General features: G+C 64.0%; 14 protein-coding genes, 1 tRNA gene and 1 pseudogene. 10 read left to right on the plus strand and 6 right to left on the minus strand.

Annotated elements, in window-relative coordinates; all coding sequences use genetic code 11:
• The first annotated feature begins 103 nt into the window (after window positions 1–103).
• Together FGL95_RS32960 and FGL95_RS15895 are read left to right on the plus strand one after the other, a co-directional pair.
• Window positions 104–1,744: a LuxR C-terminal-related transcriptional regulator gene (locus tag FGL95_RS32960; protein ID WP_169588505.1), complete on the plus strand. Its 1,641-nt coding sequence runs from the start codon at window positions 104–106 to the stop codon at window positions 1,742–1,744.
• Window positions 1,745–1,792: 48 nt separating this feature from the next.
• Entirely contained in the window at window positions 1,793–3,001 is a 1,209-nt protein-coding gene (locus FGL95_RS15895; RefSeq protein WP_169588507.1) for an NAD(P)/FAD-dependent oxidoreductase, read from the plus strand.
• On the opposite strand, the gene FGL95_RS15900 is transcribed toward FGL95_RS15895, so the two are convergent.
• Window positions 2,998–4,467, minus strand: a complete 1,470-nt coding sequence (locus FGL95_RS15900) for a flavin-containing monooxygenase (RefSeq protein WP_206071941.1) — start codon at window positions 4,465–4,467, stop codon at window positions 2,998–3,000. The two genes, FGL95_RS15895 and FGL95_RS15900, sit on opposite strands and share 4 nt — an antisense overlap.
• Before the next feature lie 94 nt (window positions 4,468–4,561).
• Between FGL95_RS15900 and FGL95_RS15905 the strand changes: the two genes are divergently transcribed.
• Both FGL95_RS15905 and FGL95_RS15910 read left to right on the plus strand, forming a co-directional pair.
• A complete protein-coding gene (locus tag FGL95_RS15905) occupies window positions 4,562–5,599 on the plus strand; it encodes an AraC family transcriptional regulator (RefSeq protein WP_338079882.1) in 1,038 nt (345 codons plus the stop codon).
• A complete protein-coding gene (locus tag FGL95_RS15910) occupies window positions 5,596–6,546 on the plus strand; it encodes a sigma-70 family RNA polymerase sigma factor (RefSeq protein WP_169588514.1) in 951 nt (316 codons plus the stop codon). The genes FGL95_RS15905 and FGL95_RS15910 overlap by 4 nt, the downstream gene beginning before the upstream one ends.
• On the opposite strand, the gene FGL95_RS15915 is transcribed toward FGL95_RS15910, so the two are convergent.
• Window positions 6,536–7,354 (minus strand): metallophosphoesterase, encoded by an 819-nt coding sequence (locus FGL95_RS15915; protein WP_169588516.1) that lies wholly within the window; start codon window positions 7,352–7,354, stop codon window positions 6,536–6,538. The two genes, FGL95_RS15910 and FGL95_RS15915, sit on opposite strands and share 11 nt — an antisense overlap.
• 101 nt (window positions 7,355–7,455) lie before the next feature.
• On the opposite strand from FGL95_RS15915, the gene FGL95_RS15920 reads away from it, so the two are divergent.
• Window positions 7,456–8,322, plus strand: coding sequence for a DMT family transporter (locus tag FGL95_RS15920; protein WP_169588518.1), 867 nt, complete (start codon window positions 7,456–7,458; stop codon window positions 8,320–8,322).
• On the opposite strand, the gene FGL95_RS15925 is transcribed toward FGL95_RS15920, so the two are convergent.
• Window positions 8,308–8,724 carry a MarR family winged helix-turn-helix transcriptional regulator gene (locus FGL95_RS15925; RefSeq protein WP_169588520.1) on the minus strand — a complete coding sequence of 139 codons (417 nt, stop codon included), beginning with the start codon at window positions 8,722–8,724 and terminating at the stop codon, window positions 8,308–8,310. The genes FGL95_RS15920 and FGL95_RS15925 overlap by 15 nt on opposite strands.
• Window positions 8,725–8,776: 52 nt before the next feature.
• On the opposite strand from FGL95_RS15925, the gene FGL95_RS15930 reads away from it, so the two are divergent.
• Complete coding sequence (locus FGL95_RS15930; protein WP_169588522.1) at window positions 8,777–9,394, plus strand: TIGR03086 family metal-binding protein; 618 nt, start codon at window positions 8,777–8,779, stop codon at window positions 9,392–9,394.
• On the opposite strand, the gene FGL95_RS15935 is transcribed toward FGL95_RS15930, so the two are convergent.
• A complete protein-coding gene (locus FGL95_RS15935) occupies window positions 9,310–9,981 on the minus strand; it encodes a rhomboid-like protein (protein ID WP_169588524.1) in 672 nt (223 codons plus the stop codon). The two genes, FGL95_RS15930 and FGL95_RS15935, sit on opposite strands and share 85 nt — an antisense overlap.
• 120 nt (window positions 9,982–10,101) lie before the next feature.
• Here FGL95_RS15935 and FGL95_RS15940 point away from each other — a divergent pair, with 120 nt between their 5' ends.
• On the plus strand, window positions 10,102–10,506 hold the full coding sequence (locus tag FGL95_RS15940; RefSeq protein ID WP_169588526.1) for a CD225/dispanin family protein: 405 nt from the start codon (window positions 10,102–10,104) through the stop codon (window positions 10,504–10,506).
• A 104-nt stretch (window positions 10,507–10,610) separates the two neighbouring features.
• Complete coding sequence (locus FGL95_RS15945) at window positions 10,611–11,753, plus strand: alkane 1-monooxygenase (protein WP_338079883.1); 1,143 nt, start codon at window positions 10,611–10,613, stop codon at window positions 11,751–11,753.
• Window position 11,754: 1 nt separating this feature from the next.
• Here FGL95_RS15945 and FGL95_RS15950 read toward each other — a convergent pair.
• Together FGL95_RS15950 and FGL95_RS15955 are read right to left on the minus strand one after the other, a co-directional pair.
• Window positions 11,755–11,827 (minus strand) — tRNA-Arg (locus tag FGL95_RS15950).
• A 324-nt stretch (window positions 11,828–12,151) separates the two neighbouring features.
• Window positions 12,152–12,742: pseudogene (locus FGL95_RS15955) on the minus strand (VWA domain-containing protein); the annotation flags it as partial.
• 196 nt (window positions 12,743–12,938) lie between these two features.
• Here FGL95_RS15955 and FGL95_RS15960 point away from each other — a divergent pair.
• Together FGL95_RS15960 and FGL95_RS15965 are read left to right on the plus strand one after the other, a co-directional pair.
• On the plus strand, window positions 12,939–14,171 hold the full coding sequence (locus FGL95_RS15960) for a DUF7373 family lipoprotein (protein ID WP_169588532.1): 1,233 nt from the start codon (window positions 12,939–12,941) through the stop codon (window positions 14,169–14,171).
• A gap of 10 nt (window positions 14,172–14,181) precedes the next feature.
• Window positions 14,182–15,840, plus strand: coding sequence for a serine/threonine-protein kinase (locus FGL95_RS15965; RefSeq protein WP_169588534.1), 1,659 nt, complete (start codon window positions 14,182–14,184; stop codon window positions 15,838–15,840).
• Window positions 15,841–15,953 lie beyond the last annotated feature (113 nt).

Raw genomic sequence — 15,953 nt, forward strand, 5'->3', positions numbered from 1 at the left:
CGAAGCGCCGAGAAGTGGGCGTTCCGAAGGTCCGCGCCGAACTGGGTTGGGCGAGGGCGCGCTGTGGTGACGGCGACTTGCCCTATCCCATTACGCTTTGAGTGTGTCCGAATCGGTCGCGGATCTCGTTGCCGAAGGTCGCGCCGCCTTGCATTGCGGTGACGCGGCCGGCGCTCGGCTGGCATTCGAGCGTGCGCGGGAGCAGTCGGCCGAGGGCGTGGTGCTCGAGGGGCTCGCCCGCGCCGCGTATCTCGCGATGGACTACCCGCCTGCTGTCGAGAATTGGGAGCGCGCCTACGCGGCCTATCGCGAATCCGGTGACTTTGTCGGCGCCGTTCGGGTCGCCCGCACGTTGGGCTACATGTACTTCTCCGTCGTCGGCGATTTCGCCGTCGCGAACGGCTGGATCGCCCGCGCGAAAACGCTGCTGGCGGGCGCCCCGGATTCGACCGAGGAAGGCTGGGTTGCGCTCAATATCGGGATGTTCGAGGGCAATCGCGAGCGCAAGGAACTGCGGTTCCGCGAGGCCTTGGCCGTCGCCCGCAGGCTCGGCGATATTGACCTCGAGTGTGTGGCGCTCGCGTATCTCGGCGCGAGTTGCGTGCACGCCGACCGCGCTGAGGAGGGCATGGCGCTTCTCGACGAATCGCTGGCCGCCGTCGCAGGTAGCGAGGTCGACGACTTCACTGTGCTGGAAGAGATCTTCTGCCAACTGTTTTCGGCGTGCGAACGCGCACACGATGTGAATCGCGCCGACCAGTGGATTCGGATCGGCGAAGCGATCGCCGCTCGTCGCCAACTGCCTGCGGTGTCGGCGTTCTGTCGCACGCACTACGGCGGAGTGCTTACTGCGGCAGGGCGCTGGCCCGAGGCCGACGCCACGTTGACCGCCGCGGTCAGGCTGTGGGGCCTCGGGAAACGCAGCTTGTTGCAAGGTGGTGCGCAGATCAGGTTGGCCGATCTGCGGGCACGGCAGGGCAAGCTCGAAGAGGCTGAGCAACTGCTCGTCGGACTCGAAGCCGATCCCGAGGCCGCTCGGCCGCTTGTCGCGATTCATCTGTCGAACGGCGCGACGACGTTGGCGCGCGACGTCGTCGAGCGCGCTCTGGCCCAGCTCGATCCGGACAGTTCAGCCGCAGCGCCGCTGTTGGAATTGCTTGTGGGCGTGCACCTTTCCGCAGGTCAGCTCGACGCTGCGGGTTGTGCGGCCGAGCAACTCACCGCCTGCGCGGTACGGCATCCCAGTCCTTTCGTTCGTGCGACGGCTGCCTTGGCGAACGGTCGCGTGCACATCGCGGCCGGGACAGGCGTCGCCGAAGCGCAAAGCTGTCTGCGCGAAGCGCTGGCCGGCTTCCTCAGCGCCCAGGCTCCGATGGAGATTGCCCGCACGAGGTTGGAACTGGCGAAAGCGCTGCGTGTCGAGTGTCCGGAGGTTGCGTTGGTCGAAGCGCGCGCCGCGCTCGACGGGTTCAGCCGCTTGCAAGCTGCCCGGTATGCCGACGAGGCCGCCGCGGTCCTGCGGTCCCTCGGCGTACGGACCGCTGCGGCACGAAAAGGCGACAGCGTCCTGACCAAGCGCGAGGTCGAAGTGCTGGACCTCCTCGGTCACGGACTGTCGAACCCCGAGATTTCGGACCGGCTGTTCATCAGCCGCAAGACTGTCGAACACCACGTCGGCAACATCCTGTCGAAGCTGGGCCTGCGCTCACGCGGCGAGGCTGCGGCATTTGCGGTGCGGAAATAGGGGAGTTCACCGATCCCCGGGTAGGGGTCCGACGCGCACTCTTGCGATATGACAAACAACGAATACGACGTGATCGTCGTCGGCGCTCGCTGCGCTGGTTCACCGACCGCAATGCTGCTCGCCAAGAAAGGTTTCCGCGTTCTCGTGGTCGACCGGGCGACGTTTCCGAGTGACACGGTCTCGACGCACATGATTCACGCACCCGGGATCGCGGCGTTGCAGCGCTGGGGCTTACGCGACGCGGTGCAGGCGTCGGGTTGTCCTGCGATCGAGCGGTATTCGTTCGACTTCGGACCAATCACGATCGCCGGACGTCCGCGTGCTGTCGAGGGCATCTCGGCGGGCTTCGCACCGCGACGGATGGTGCTCGACCAGATCCTGGTCGACGGCGCTGACCGCGCGGGCGCCGAAGTGCGCGAAGGATTCTCGGTCGAGGAGTTCGTCATCGAGGACGGCGTGGTGGTCGGCATTCGCGGGCACGGCAAGGACGGCGTGACCGTCACCGAACGGGCCCGCATTGTGATCGGTGCCGACGGCCGCAACTCGCGCCTCGCGAAAACTGTCGCACCGCTGCAGTACAGCGAGAGCCCGCGCTTGCAATGCAGCTACTACACCTACTGGCGTGATCTGCCGACCGACGGATTCGAGACCGTGATCCGGCCGTACCGCGGCTGGGCGGCGATTCCGACGAACGACGATCTGACCATGGTTGTCGTCGGCTGCCCGGTCGCCGAAATGGATGCGTTCCGTTCCGATCTCGAAGCGAACTATCTCAAGACCTTCGACCTTGCACCCGAGTTCGCCGACCGTATCGCGGCTGCCACCCGCGTCGATCGATTCGCCGGTGCGGCAGTCGCGAACTACTTCCGCAAGCCGTACGGTCCGGGCTGGGCGCTCGTGGGCGACGCCGGCTACAACAAGGATTCGATCACCGCGAAGGGCATATCGGACGCATTTCTCGACGCCGAACGGTGCGCCGCCGCGCTGGCAAACCACTTCGACGGCGGCGTCGCCTACGACGACGCGATGGCACAGTATCAACGCGACCGCGACACCAATGCGCTGCCGATCTACGAATTCACCTTGCAGCTGGCAACTTTGGAGCCGCCGCCGCTCGAGATGCAACAGATGCTCGGCGCCGTCGCCGGAAATCAGGACGCCGAGGACGACTTCGTCTCGATCACCGCTGGCACGGTCTCGCCTGTCGAGTTCTTCGATCCGGCGAACATCGGCCGGATCATGCAGGCAGCCGCTTAGCTGGCCGTCTCCTCGTATGCCGAGAAGTCGACCTTCCGGGTCCACATGCGATACAGCAGCGTGGCCCCGGGCCAGTTGTTGGTGATGCGACCAGATGCGTTGCGGTACCAGCTGTTGCAGAAGTTCCACGGCGTATCGGCAAGACGGCTTTGCAGCTTCTTGTCGTAGGCCTCCTCGACCTCGGCGCGAACAGCCAGGCGGCGCCCGGGATTGGCGGCCAAGTCGGCGACGATCTGCTTGATGTAGCGAGCCTGCGATTCGAGCATGTAGATGATCGAGCCGGACCCGACGTTCGTGTTCGGTCCGTACATGATGAACATGTTCGGGAAGTCCGGGACAGCCATGCCGAGGTATGCGCGTCCACCTTCGTCGCTCCAAGCGTCGGCGAGCTTGCGACCGCCCGTTCCATAGATGTTCATGGGTGCAAGGAATTCGGTGGCCTTGAAGCCGGTGCTGTAGACGATGACATCGAAGTCGTGGTCGACGCCGTCGGCGGTTCGGATACCGGTCGGGGTGATTTCGGTGATCCCGGTCGTCTCGACCGTTACGTTGTCCTGCGCGAGCGCGGGGTAATAGTCGTTGGTGAACAGTCCGCGCTTACAGCCGCCGGGATAGTCCGGCGTCAGCTTGGCTCGGAGTTCGTCGTCGGTGACGGTCTTCTCCAAGTGCCGGGTAGCGACGCCCTCGACGTACGGGCGGATCGCGGGAACGTCGCTCAAGCCCAACGCCAAAATGTCGTAAAGGGCGAAGATGGCGAAACGTTCGGCCAGGCGGACCGGTGGCACGTACTTGAACAGCCAGTGATGCAGCGGCGTGTATTCGACGTCGAGCCTCGGCAGCACCCACGCTGCGGACCGCTGAAACGACGTCAACGCAGCGACTTTCGGTTGAATCTCCGGAATGATCTGGATCGCGCTTGCGCCGGTGCCGACCACTGCAACCCGCTTGCCGGTGAGGTCCACGCTGTGGTCCCACTGTGCCGAATGGAAGGCCGCACCGGTAAACGATTCGATCCCTGGGATGTTCGGCATAGCCGGGCGCGATAGCTGACCCACTGCAGGGATGAAGACATCGGCGGTCAGGTGCTGACCGTCCGCCGTACCCAGATTCCACTGGTTGGTCGCTTCGTCGAATTCGGCGTCGGTGACCTCGGTGCCGAAGCGGATCTTGCGCAGGAGGTCGTACTTGGCGACCACTCCACGCATGTATTCGTGGATGTCCGCCTGCACGGAGAAGCGGCGCGGCCAGTCAGTCTTTGGCTCGTAGGAGAACGAGTACAGCGGCGTCGGAACGTCGCATGCGGCGCCGGGATAGGTGTTCTCACGCCACACCCCACCGATGTCGGCGGCCTTCTCGAGGATGGTGAAGTTGGTGAGACCAGATCGCTGCAGTTCCAGCGCCATGCCGATACCTGCAAATCCGGCACCGATGATCACGACAGCTGGTTGCGTACGCGGCTTCGTCATTGTGGACCTCCTGGTGTCCAGGTTAGGAGAGGTCCGCAGAATCGATGCAGAGAACGGCGGACACCGAATCCACATTTTCGGCCATACTTGTGCGGTGACGACACCGACCGTTCCCCTACCCGGCGTCCTCGACTGGGATTTCCCGCGAAGTGTGGGGAGCGTGGCCTTGATTGTCGCGTTTGCGCAGGAGAACGGGGTCGACGTCGACGACATGCTGGATGGCACCGGTCTCGGCCCCGAAGACCTGCACAACCCGACCACGCAGATCGACGCCCGGGTCGAATTGACGGTCGTACGCAACCTCGCGCATCATCTCGCCGGTTACGAAGGGTTGGGCCTCCATCTCGGCAGCCGGTATCGGGTGACGACTTTCGGAATCTTCGGCTACGCAATGATCAGCAGCCCATCCCTGCGAGACGCCGTCGAGGTCGCCTTGCGCTACTTGGAGCTGAGTTTCACGTTCTGCATACCGGTCGTGACGATCGGCGAAGATGAGGTCGTGGCGACGCTACGCAGCGAACGCGTCCCGGCAGATGTGCGCCAGTTGCTTTTCGAACGCGACATGACGGCGATGTTCGTGGTCCTGACGGATCTGATCGGCCGAAAGCTGCCGTTGCGTCGCATCGAATTCGAGTTTCCGCGACCGTCGTATTCGCGTGAGTACTACGAGATATTCAGAACAGAACCGCATTTCGATTGTGCCGATACGCTGTTCGCTTTCGACCCAGTCGAATTCGCGCAGCCGCTGCCGCAGGCGAACGAGCACACGCTGGCGATGTGTGTTGCGCAATGTCGAGACCTGGTGTCGCGCCGACGTGCTCGGACGGGGATTGCACACGAGGTCCGCGAACGGCTCATCCAATTGGGCGGCGCGCCTGCGGGAATCGACGAGCTCGCGCGCGAGCTGAACATGAGCACTCGCACCTTGCGTCGTCGCCTCACCGAGGCGGGCACCAGCTACCGTGACCTGCTCGACGAGGTCCGCGAAGCACTGGCCGAGGAGTTGCTTTCCGGCACACCACTTTCGGTTTCCGACGTCGCGATCCGGTTAGGCTATTCGGAGGCGTCGACCTTCATCCACGCCTTCAAACGTTGGAAGGGCGTGACCCCTGCGGTGTTTGCACGATCATGACGGCTTCCGATCGTGAGTTCGACGAACTCGTTGCCCCGTATCGCGCTGAGCTCCAAGCGCATTGCTATCGAATGCTGGGTTCGATGCACGACGCCGAGGATGCTCTGCAAGATGCATTGATCGGTGCCTGGCGTGGCCTCGACGGGTTCGAGGGGCGCAGTTCGCTGCGCTCCTGGCTGTATCGGATTTCGACGAACTCGTGCCTGCGGTTGCTGAAGGACCGTCCGAAACGACTGCTGTCGGCGGATTTCGGGCCGCCGCGCGGTCCGGACGACGACCTCGGTGCGCCTGTCGACGCGGCATGGCTCGAGCCGTGCCCCGACGAATTCCTGCCCTTGGGGCCACCCGAATCGTCCTACGAGCTGCGCGAGAGCGTCGAGCTGGCATTTGTCGCAGCGCTGCAACATCTTCCGGCGAATCAGCGAGCCGTGCTGATCATGCGCGAGGTGTTGGGATTCTCCGCTGCCGAAGTCGCGGAGTCGTTGGATACGTCCGTCGCCTCGGTCACGAGTGCGTTGCAACGCGCGCGCAAAACCGTCGAGGATCGCGTTCCGGCACGTAGTCAACAGGCAACGCTGACCGCACTTGGCTCCGAGGGCGAACGCGAACTCGTCCAAAAGTTCGTCACCGCATGGGAAAACGCCGACATAGCCGAAATCCTCACGATGTTGACCGACGACGTTCGTTTCACGATGCCGCCGCTCGCCGCATGGTTCGACGGAATCGACGACGTCGGCGCCTTCATCGGCCGGCATGTGTTTGCCACGCCGTGGCGCCTCACACCGACGCGGTCCAACGGCCAGGTGGCGTTCGTGTGCCACCAAGGGACCTCGGATGGAGCACATTTCGCGGTCGGTGCCGTCAATGTCCTGACGTTCGAGGGCAATAAGATCAAGGCCATTCAGGCGTTCCTGGACCCCGCTGTCCTAGCTCGATTTACGAGTTAGGTCCGCACTCGGGCATTGCCGATCGATGGAAACCTCGGCCCTTGCCTGAGCCGGGCTTCGGGATCGTGCGGAAGTGTGTGGTCAGGCGGCCGTCGTCGTCGAGGACATGGAACGCGAGCGACGGCGGTACTCCGTAATCGACAACCGGATCGGAAGTGATGTCGTCGCCTTCCCATTCCGGTCCGAGGACCGAGGTAATGCTCGGACCGACCACGATCGGCACACCCGCGAATGTCGAGACCGCCGAGGTGTGCGCGTGCCCGCAAAACAGTCCGGCGACGCGAGGAGTGCGCTTGATGAGATCAGCCAGTCGTTGTGCGGAGCGTAGCCGAATCGGGTCGACGATCGGGCTGAACAACTGCACCGGCGGGTGGTGGAATGCGATGAGGATCGGCGCCGTCGGCGGGGCATCGTCGATCACCGATTCCAGCCACGTCAGCGTCTCGTCGTCGAGCAGTCCCTCCGGTCGGCACGGGATGGACGAGTCGCACATCGCGATCAGCGCGTCGCCGATCATGTGAACCCGGTTTATCGGCCCGTCGTTCGGTTCGCCGAGAAAATCGCGGGCGAAGGCGGTCCGGTCGTCATGATTGCCGGGGCAGGACAGGATCGGAATGTTGGCGTTGAATACGGACCGAGCCTGTCGGTACTGCTCGGTCCGGCCGCTGTCGGCGATGTCGCCGGTGACGAGAATTGCATCGAGTCGACCCGGTAAACCGTTGAGATACTTCATGACTCGTGATGCCCGCTTGACGCTGCGTGTGCTGCCGTCGAAGTGGGGATCACTGACGTGCGCTAGAACGAGCATCCGACTCGCTTCCTCGGGCAACGGGTGTCGCCTACCAGGCTAGCGAAGTTCCAGGTCGCGCTGGGTGTGGCGCGCATTTCACCCTCTTGTAGGTTGCTCAGATGAGCAGGCGCGGGTGGATTCTGTTCGCTGCGATGAGCGTCATCTGGGGCATTCCCTATCTGATGATCAAGGTTGCCGTTGAGGGTGTATCGGTACCCGTCCTCGTGTTCGCCCGTTGTGCAATCGGCGCCGTCGTGCTGCTCCCGTTGGCGCTTTTTCGCGGCCAGCTCGCTGGGCTCCGGCGAAAGTGGCTGCCGCTCATCGCGTTCGCGGTCGTCGAAATGGCCATTCCGTGGGCGCTCTTGTCCGACGCCGAACGGCGACTGACGAGTTCGATGAGCGGACTGCTCGTCGCCGCCGTACCGATCATCGGTGTCGTGCTCGCACGCCTGACCGGTGACGTCGAGGTGATCAGCGCAAAACGCTGGGCCGGCCTGGTCATCGGTCTGGTCGGTGTCGGTGTTCTCGCAGCGCCGGAACTGAACGGCGGCGACGCGTGGGCGATCGTCGAAGTGCTGCTCACAGCGCTCGGTTATGCAATAGGTCCGATCATTGCGGCCCGCGCACTGTCCGACGTTCCGGGGCTGCCGATGGCGGCCGTCTGCTTGTCCTTCGCGGCAGTCGTCTACACCGTTCCTGCCATCGCAACGTGGCCCGACGCGGTACCGCAGGTCAGCGTCCTCGCCGCCATCGTGGCTCTCGGTTTGGTGTGCACCGCGCTGGCGTTCCTGCTGTTCTTTGCCCTGATTCGTGAGGCCGGACCGGCACGCGCGACGGTGATCACGTACGTCAACCCAGCGGTCGCGGTGCTCGCAGGCGTCGTCATTCTCGGCGAGCCTTTGACGGTGACGATCGTCGCGGCGTTCGCCCTGATCCTGTCCGGTTCCGCTCTCGCCACCACGCGGGCGAGGTTACAGACTTCCTGACAGCGTCTGCAGTGCGCGGAGGAAGGCGCGGCGATCCGAGGCGGACAGCTGCTCCAGCAGCTCCTCTTCCTTGCGTTGGATCGCGGCCTGCACCTTCGCGCGCACGCGCCGACCTTCCGGCGTGATGGACAGCAAATTCACCCGGCGATCGGCTGGGTCGAATTGGCGGGTGATCAGTCCCTGCCGCTCGAGTTCGTCGAGGAAAGCGATGATTCTCGTCTTGTCGGCGCCGATGGCCGCCGCCAGCGCCGACTGGGTCCGCACCGGTTCCTTGCCGAGGCCGAGCAGGACGGAATAGCCCCACATCGTCAGGTTGTGCTCGGCGAGCACCGGCTGCTCTGCTGCCATCAGCGCGCGACCGAGCGGGACGATCATCGCGGCGAGGTCCGGGCGGTCGACCATGGGAGATACGATACAACTGGACATATGATAAGCAGATGCATATCGTAGGCATATGCCTACTAATATCTTGCAGCTGCATGCAAGTGCAGTCCGACTCAGCGTCACGGCCGTCTCGGCCGTTCGGCCCGACTCGCTCGACCGTCCCACTCCGTGTTCGGAATGGCGGTTGCGAGAGCTGCTCGCCCACATGACGGTGCAAAACCTCGGGTTCGCCGCGGCGGTCGAGGGCGTCGAAGCCGATTGGGAATTGGGGGAGCTTGGTCCCGATCCCGTTGCCGACTACACCGCAGCATCGGCCCGGGTCGTCGCCGCCTTCGAGCAAGTCGGAGCGCTGGAAAGGCTGCTCGACCTACCTGAGATCAGTCGAACGCAACTCATTCCCGGTTCGCTGGCGATCCGGTTTCACCTCGTCGACTCCGTCGTCCACGCCTGGGATGTTTCGCGGTCGTTGGGCGAGCAGGTCGAGCTGGATCCGGAGCTCGGCGACGCCGCGTATCGCATCGCGGCGAAAGTGCCGGACGGGGAGACGCGACTTGCTCCCAATGCCGCATTCGCGCCGAGCCTGCCGAGCGCAGACAGCGCGACTCAGCTCGACAAAATCGTCTCGCTGCTCGGTCGGGCGCCCGATTGGACTTCGGGGGTGGTGGCGCGGCGACGGGTGAGTGGGTAGGCCGCGAACCCGATCAGCATCGCCGTCAGGTGGCCGTAGTCGGTGAAGGTTTCGCGGCGCCATGCGGTGAAGATCAGGTACCCGGCCAGCCCGGCGGCCCAGATCAAGCGCCAGCGACGACTGCGGAATCGGTAGGTGAATACCGCCGCGACGGCGAAGAAGCCGTAGCTGGTCCCGACGTCGACCGTTCCAGCGAGCCGATGCGGCAGCAGGTGTCGGTCCAGAGCCCAGGCGATTCCTGTGACAGTCACCAGCGTCGCACCGACGTGCCCCGCGATGAACGCGAGCAACCACCGGCCAGTGCCCAGCCAGCGCTCAGCCGCCGCCATCAGAATGAGGAACTCCGCGAAGGTGACCCAAGGAAAGCCGTCGCTGTCGTTCCAGAATGCGGAGGCAACGAGTACCCGAATCGGGTCCCGAGTCATGTTGTGCAGATTCGTCGACGCGCTGACCATCAGCTTGTGGTCGGTCGCGCGGTCGGTCCCCGCCAACGTCCACGTAGTGACAGTCAGGGTGAAGAGATAGACCAGCGTTCCCGGCGCCTTCGAGTAGTACGCGGTCAGCGCGCGCCAGAGTCGCGTGCTCATGTGCGCAGTCTACGACGGGCACGCAAACCGGACTCGCAGCCAACTGCCAGCATTCCCGCAGGTTCCGCGCGCGGCAGGCGTTTATGGTGAATTTGTCCGTCTCAAAAATTGGAGCCCGGCATGTCTACCCCCACGCCCGAAACACCGCCCCCGCCCCCGCTGCCCCCGCATGCGCCGAATCAGGGTCCGCCGAATCAGGGGCCGCCGCACCAGGGGCCTCCGCATCAGGGACCGCCGCCACGACCAGCGAGCAACGCCGGGTGGGCTGTCGCCTCGTTGCTGTTCTTCTGGCCGCTGTCGTTCGCTGCTTTCAACCACGCGTTCAACGTGTTCCCGTTGTGGGCTTCCGGTGATTACCACGGAGCGCAGTACGCATCCGACCGAGTCCGTCGGCTGGGTCAAATTTCGCTATGGATCGCGGGCGGGCTGTTCCTTCTCTTCCTCGTCCTTTACGTGGTCTTTGTGATCGTCCTGGTTGCGCAGCACGGTGGCCCGCCGCACCATTACGGTCCACGCATGAGGTAGTTCGTGGCTGTATGCTCCCCGTTGAGTTCCCCGCGGCGGTTTCATATCCGCCATGGGGAACTGGTCTGTTAGTAGTTTCGGGGAGAACGCGAGGTTCGTTTGTCGTGGTTGTTGCCGATGCTGGGCGCCCCTGGCGCGATCGAAAGCGGTACCTGTGGACGCTCGGTCTGCTCGCGCCGTCATGCGCCCTGCTGCCATCGCAGTTGGTGATGCATACCGACCTTCGACTGTTCTGGTGGCTCGGTCCGATCGTTTTCTTCCTGGTGATCCCGCTCATCGACACGATCGTCGGCGTCGACGGTGACAACCCGCCCGACGAGGCGCTGCAACGCCTGACCGAGGACAAGTACTACCGCTGGTGTACCTACCTCTGCCTGCCTTTTCAGTTCGCTGGGTTGATCGTCGCCGGATATCTGTGGGCGTACGGAACGCTCTCGGTCGTCGACAAACTGGGCTTGGCGGTGACGGTCGGTCTGGTCGGCGGCATCGGCATCAACGCCGCGCACGAGTTGGGTCACCGTCGCGAAGAACACGAGCGTTGGCTTGCCAAGATCGCGCTCTCGCAAACGGCATACGGTCACTTCTTCGTCGAGCACAACCTCGGCCACCACGCACGCGCCGCGACACCCGAAGACCCTGCCAGCGCCCGCTACGGCGAATGGCTCTGGACCTTCCTGCCACGCAGCGTTTTCGGTGGCATGCGATCAGCATGGCGACTCGAACGCAATCGGCTGCAGCGCATCGGCCGCCGATGGTGGTCGTGGGAGAACCACATCTTGCAGGCGTGGGCGATGACCTTCGTGTTGTTCGGCGGCATGCTCGTGGCCTTCGGGATCGGTATCGCGCCGTATCTTGCGCTGCAGGCGGTCGTCGGGTTCACGATGCTGGAGATCGTCAACTACGTCGAGCACTACGGACTGTTGCGTGAACAAACCGCACCCGGTCAGTACGAACCGACCAGCCAACGCCACTCCTGGAACAGCGACCGTCTCGTCACCAACATCTTCCTGTTCCACCTGCAGCGCCACAGCGACCACCACGCCAACCCGGGTCGCCGCTATCAAACACTCCGCAGCATGGACGACGCACCCCAAATGCCTGCCGGCTACGCGACGATGGTCGTCCTCGCAATGATCCCGCCCATCTGGCAGCGGGTCGTTCACCCACTGGTGCTCGAGCATTACGGCAACGACATCACCAAGGCCAACCGAAATCCCCGCGCGATGGACCGCCTACCCGCCATCTGAGTGCCCTCGGCAGGATTCGAACCTGCGACCTACCCTTTAGGAGAGGGTTGCTCTATCCCCTGAGCTACGAGGGCCGGTAGCCAAATCTGTCGCCTCGACCGGTGCTGGAGTCTACCTGCTCGCGCCGCGCGGTCGCAGTGACGCCATCCCGACCAACCCCTGTGCGCGCGTCTCACCCCCAGAAGGGTAAGAATCGCGCACGGTTGTGGGATCGGCCTCGTTTGGCGGCCCCGCGAGGACTGGCCTCGAGGAATGTGGAATTCCGCTCGGTAGGCGAGTGGATTTCTACAGTTTTCGCCAGCGGATGTGGGTTGAGATGCCTGCCACCGTCCGGACAACTGTGCATGAATTTCACCCCTGGGAGGGTGAGACGCGCGCACGGGTTAGGTGCCGCAGGTGAGGCTGTCGAACGCCTCGGTCAATGTGTCGGCGCTTGGTGCGGCGTGGAAGCTGCCGCCGGCGAGGTTGGCGATCTCGCGCAACGAGGGGTCGTCGACGGGCACGGCGATGGCTTCGGTGGAGCCGGGGGACGAGCCGGGGATGTCGACGGTTCCGCCGGTGGTACCAAGCGAGATCGTCGAGATCGAAACGCCACGCTGCTGTGCTTCCCGCGCTGCGGTGTACGCGCCTCGGGAGTCGTCGAGGCTATCGGGAACAGTTTGCTTGCCGTCGGAGAGCAGGACAATCCGATTCGGAACCTTGGACGCAAACGATTCGAGAGCCGCCAACGCGGTGAAAATGCCTTCACCAGTGGCTGTGCGTTCGCCGAGCCTCAGGCCGTCTAACGCCGACTTCACGGCGGTGCGGTCGATAGTCGGCTTTACGAGCACCGAGGCAGTACCGGCAAACGCGACAACTCCGAGATTTGCCGACGCTGGCAGGTCGTCTGCGAAAGCTTTAGCGGCCTGCTGGGCGGCATCGAGACGGGTGGGTGAGACATCCTTCGCCAGCATCGAGAGCGAAACGTCGACCAACAGAACTGTCGTTGCGTCGCAATCACTCTCGGCGTGTGGGTCGCCGACCACGGTCCGCGCGCACCCTGTCGCGACGGCGGCAACGACGAGCAGCGCACCGAACGCCCGGACCGACATAGCTCGAGATTACTGCTCCGACCTGCGCCTTCGAGTCTTATCGTTAACCCTGCTGACCCGATGTGCGATCTCACAGCGAGACAAGGTGGGTGCAATGGGAATTTCTAGGAAACCAGCCGGTGTGCGAGTAGCCACCCTGGTGTCGGTCGCCGCGGTCGCAGTGCTGACGGGAGCGTGCGGGAGCAGCGTGTCCGGCAGCGGTAAAGCGGGCGAAATCGACATCAGGACCCTCGACATCGGTAGTTACTCGACCGACCCTCGGGAAGTGTCGACGGTGGTGTCGCCGGAGCTCGGCAAGTTGCTCGAAGGCGCGCGAATGGCGGACGCGGTTGCGCTCGTCTCCGATATCGATCCGATCTTCGAATACGCGAGTCAAGAGATCGTCAAAGATCCGCAGGAGGCCGCGGACGCCTTGTCGTTGATCGAGACGCCGGTGATCAAGCCGGTCCTCGAGAAGTACGGCATGATCGTCGGCTTCGGCGTCAGCGGACTCGACGGTCCGCTCGACCAGTTCGAACTCGGCCGGTCCAGCAATTTCGTGATGGTCGTCAATCGGTTTCCGAGTGACGATGTCGCACGTCAAGCGGCTGTCGAGATCGACGCCGCCGACTTCGCGGTAAGCCCCGACAACGCCGGGGTTCCTATCCCACGGCACCCAGATGCGAAGGCACACTGGCGACCTGGCCACCAGTCGATTGGTGCGACCCAAGCCCACGGACCGTTCGTCATCTCGATATTCACCGTGACGCCGACCCCCAATCTCGAAGAGTTGTCGGAGCGGGTTGCCAAGATTCTGGACACGGAAATTCCGTTGCTGGACAAGTTCACGCCGACGCCGGTCGACAAGCTGACCACGCTGCCCGTCGACGTCGACAACTTGGAGAGCAAGGTTCTGGTCACTCCCGGTGTGCCGGTGGAGGTCGGCGACTTCGCGACCTTCGGCGCGCACGGCGGCCTGCACTTTCAGCCTGACAAGCACTACAAGGACAAGCTCTTGCAGAACGCCGGACTGGAGCGACTGGTCACCGACAAGGGGTTCCCGGCCTTGTTCAAGGTTCGGGATGAAAAGGCGGCGACCGACCTGGTGCCGCTGTGGAGCGCTGCGTTGAAGGACAGCGCCGACGGCAAGGACCTGCAGGCGAAGACGGGCATCCCTGGCGCGCTGTGCATCGAGGCCAACGTATCTGCAACCTCTGATTCTGCAGCCGAAACGGACTACATCTGCACCTTCGCCTATCAGAATTTCATGGTGATGGTGCGCAGCGACGACGCGGGCGACGTCGCGCGGCGGGCTGCCGCGCAGTACGCGCTGCTGGCCAAGAGCTAGGTGAGTCGACATGGCGTTGGAACGGGGTTCCGTCTTTGCCGGATACACGATCGAAGGCAAACTCGGTGCGGGCGGCATGGGTGTGGTCTACCTGGCGAAACACCCGCGGCTGCCACGACGCATTGCGCTGAAGGTGCTCGGTGAGAGCTTCGGCTCCGAGCCCGAGTTCCGTGCCCGGTTCGAGCGGGAAGCCGAACTTGCTGCGCGGCTGGATCATCCGAACGTCGTGTCCGTCTACGACCGCGGTACCGAGGGCGAGCAGTTGTGGATCGCCATGCAATACGTCGACGGTGTCGACGTCGCACATCTCGTCAAGCAGGGACCCGCATCGTTGCCGCCGGACCGCGCGATCTACATCCTGGGCCAGGCCGCGCGCGGACTGGACAACGCGCACAAGCACGGCCTCCTGCACCGAGACGTCAAGCCTGCCAACATCCTCGTCGCGATGGGTGACGAGGATGGCGAGAAAGTGCTGGTCACCGACTTCGGCATCGCCCGAGCGCTCGACGAGACGATCGCATTGACCCAGGCGGGCAGTATGCCAGCAACTCTTGCCTACGCTTCGCCGGAGCAGATCGAAGGCCATGCGGTCGACCACCGTGCGGACATCTATTCGCTCGGCTGCACGTTGTACGTCATGCTCACCGGTTCCGTGCCCTACTCGCGGACCTCGTATGTCGGCGTTATGCACGCGCATCTATCCGAGCCACCGCCGCTCGCTACGCGCGTCAATCCTGCATTGCCGAGGCGGATCGACGACGTCATCGCACGCGCGATGGCGAAGAATCCGAACGATCGCTATTCGAGCAGTCGGGAGCTCGCCAACGCTGCAGCCGCGGCACTTGCGACTTCACCGAACTATGCAGCGACTGCGCTTCGGCAGGTGCCAGACCTGTCGTCGGGCCCGCATTCGTCGTCGTTCACGGCGCCGCCCTCGAACCCGTCCAACCCGTCGATGCCGACGGTCCTGTCGAATCCGTCGCACCCGTCGGCCCCGAATTTCGGGTCCAATCTGTCTGCACCGCAGTCGAATCAGCCAGCAGGGAAGTCCAAACGTGGACTCAAGATCGGCATCGCGGTCGCCGCTGCGGCGGTCGTTGTCGGCGGCGTCGTCACTGCGGTCGCGTTGTCGGGTGGCAGTGATTCCGGCTCGTCTGCGGGTTCGTCTACCAGTACGACGACGAGTGCGCCGGTGAACAACGGTCCCTGGGGGCAATACAGTTTCGTTGCCGCTGCGTTTCCGAAATTGGTGCCGACGACCCCCGATGGCACCGGGCCCCAAGGGAAGTGCGTGCCGTACGGCGCCAATGGCGACGCGATCGATGTGAACACCATGCCTACCGGCGTCGCGCGGATGCGATGCGGAGAGAAGCTGATCAGCGATGCGTCGAAGATCACCGTCCTCATCGAGTGCAATAAGGATCAATCGATTTCGACTCTCGCGGGCCGCGACCTCACCGGGGCGCGCGACGAAACGTGGACGCGGACGAAGAACGCCGGCCGGTTGCGGGTCGGTGAGACGACCGACGATCCGCCGCTCGGCGCCGTGATCGTCAGCTTCGACAATCGTCCGCAGAACGCGTGCCTCGTCTGGGCGCTGGGACTCGGTACTGGCCAGCAGGTATACGACCAGTGGTGGGCGACTGCACCGATCGATCCTGCCGGCTGACCCGGCTCGTCGGAGGGTGAGGTAGAACACACCCGTCGAAGTTCGGCGATTCTTCGGAATGACCCTGGGCACATCGCAACGTAGAGTGCTTCTGGGTCACATCACCCTGCCGT

It is taken from the genome of Antrihabitans stalactiti (assembly GCF_012932915.1).
In the GTDB taxonomy this organism is placed as follows: Bacteria; Actinomycetota; Actinomycetes; order Mycobacteriales; family Mycobacteriaceae; genus Antrihabitans; species Antrihabitans stalactiti.

What these genes read in the sequence shown, in the direction of transcription:
- FGL95_RS15960 (WP_169588532.1), top strand. Translation starts at nt 12,939, where the DNA reads ATGGGAATTTCTAGGAAACCAGCCGGTGTGCGAGTAGCCACCCTGGTG.
- FGL95_RS15935 (WP_169588524.1), bottom strand. Translation starts at nt 9,981, where the DNA reads ATGAGCACGCGACTCTGGCGCGCGCTGACCGCGTACTACTCGAAGGCG.
- FGL95_RS15915 (WP_169588516.1), bottom strand. Translation starts at nt 7,354, where the DNA reads ATGCTCGTTCTAGCGCACGTCAGTGATCCCCACTTCGACGGCAGCACA.
- FGL95_RS15925 (WP_169588520.1), bottom strand. Translation starts at nt 8,724, where the DNA reads ATGGTCGACCGCCCGGACCTCGCCGCGATGATCGTCCCGCTCGGTCGC.
- FGL95_RS15900 (WP_206071941.1), bottom strand. Translation starts at nt 4,467, where the DNA reads ATGACGAAGCCGCGTACGCAACCAGCTGTCGTGATCATCGGTGCCGGA.
- FGL95_RS15930 (WP_169588522.1), top strand. Translation starts at nt 8,777, where the DNA reads ATGCCTACTAATATCTTGCAGCTGCATGCAAGTGCAGTCCGACTCAGC.
- FGL95_RS15940 (WP_169588526.1), top strand. Translation starts at nt 10,102, where the DNA reads ATGTCTACCCCCACGCCCGAAACACCGCCCCCGCCCCCGCTGCCCCCG.
- FGL95_RS15910 (WP_169588514.1), top strand. Translation starts at nt 5,596, where the DNA reads ATGACGGCTTCCGATCGTGAGTTCGACGAACTCGTTGCCCCGTATCGC.
- FGL95_RS15895 (WP_169588507.1), top strand. Translation starts at nt 1,793, where the DNA reads ATGACAAACAACGAATACGACGTGATCGTCGTCGGCGCTCGCTGCGCT.
- FGL95_RS15965 (WP_169588534.1), top strand. Translation starts at nt 14,182, where the DNA reads ATGGCGTTGGAACGGGGTTCCGTCTTTGCCGGATACACGATCGAAGGC.
- FGL95_RS15920 (WP_169588518.1), top strand. Translation starts at nt 7,456, where the DNA reads ATGAGCAGGCGCGGGTGGATTCTGTTCGCTGCGATGAGCGTCATCTGG.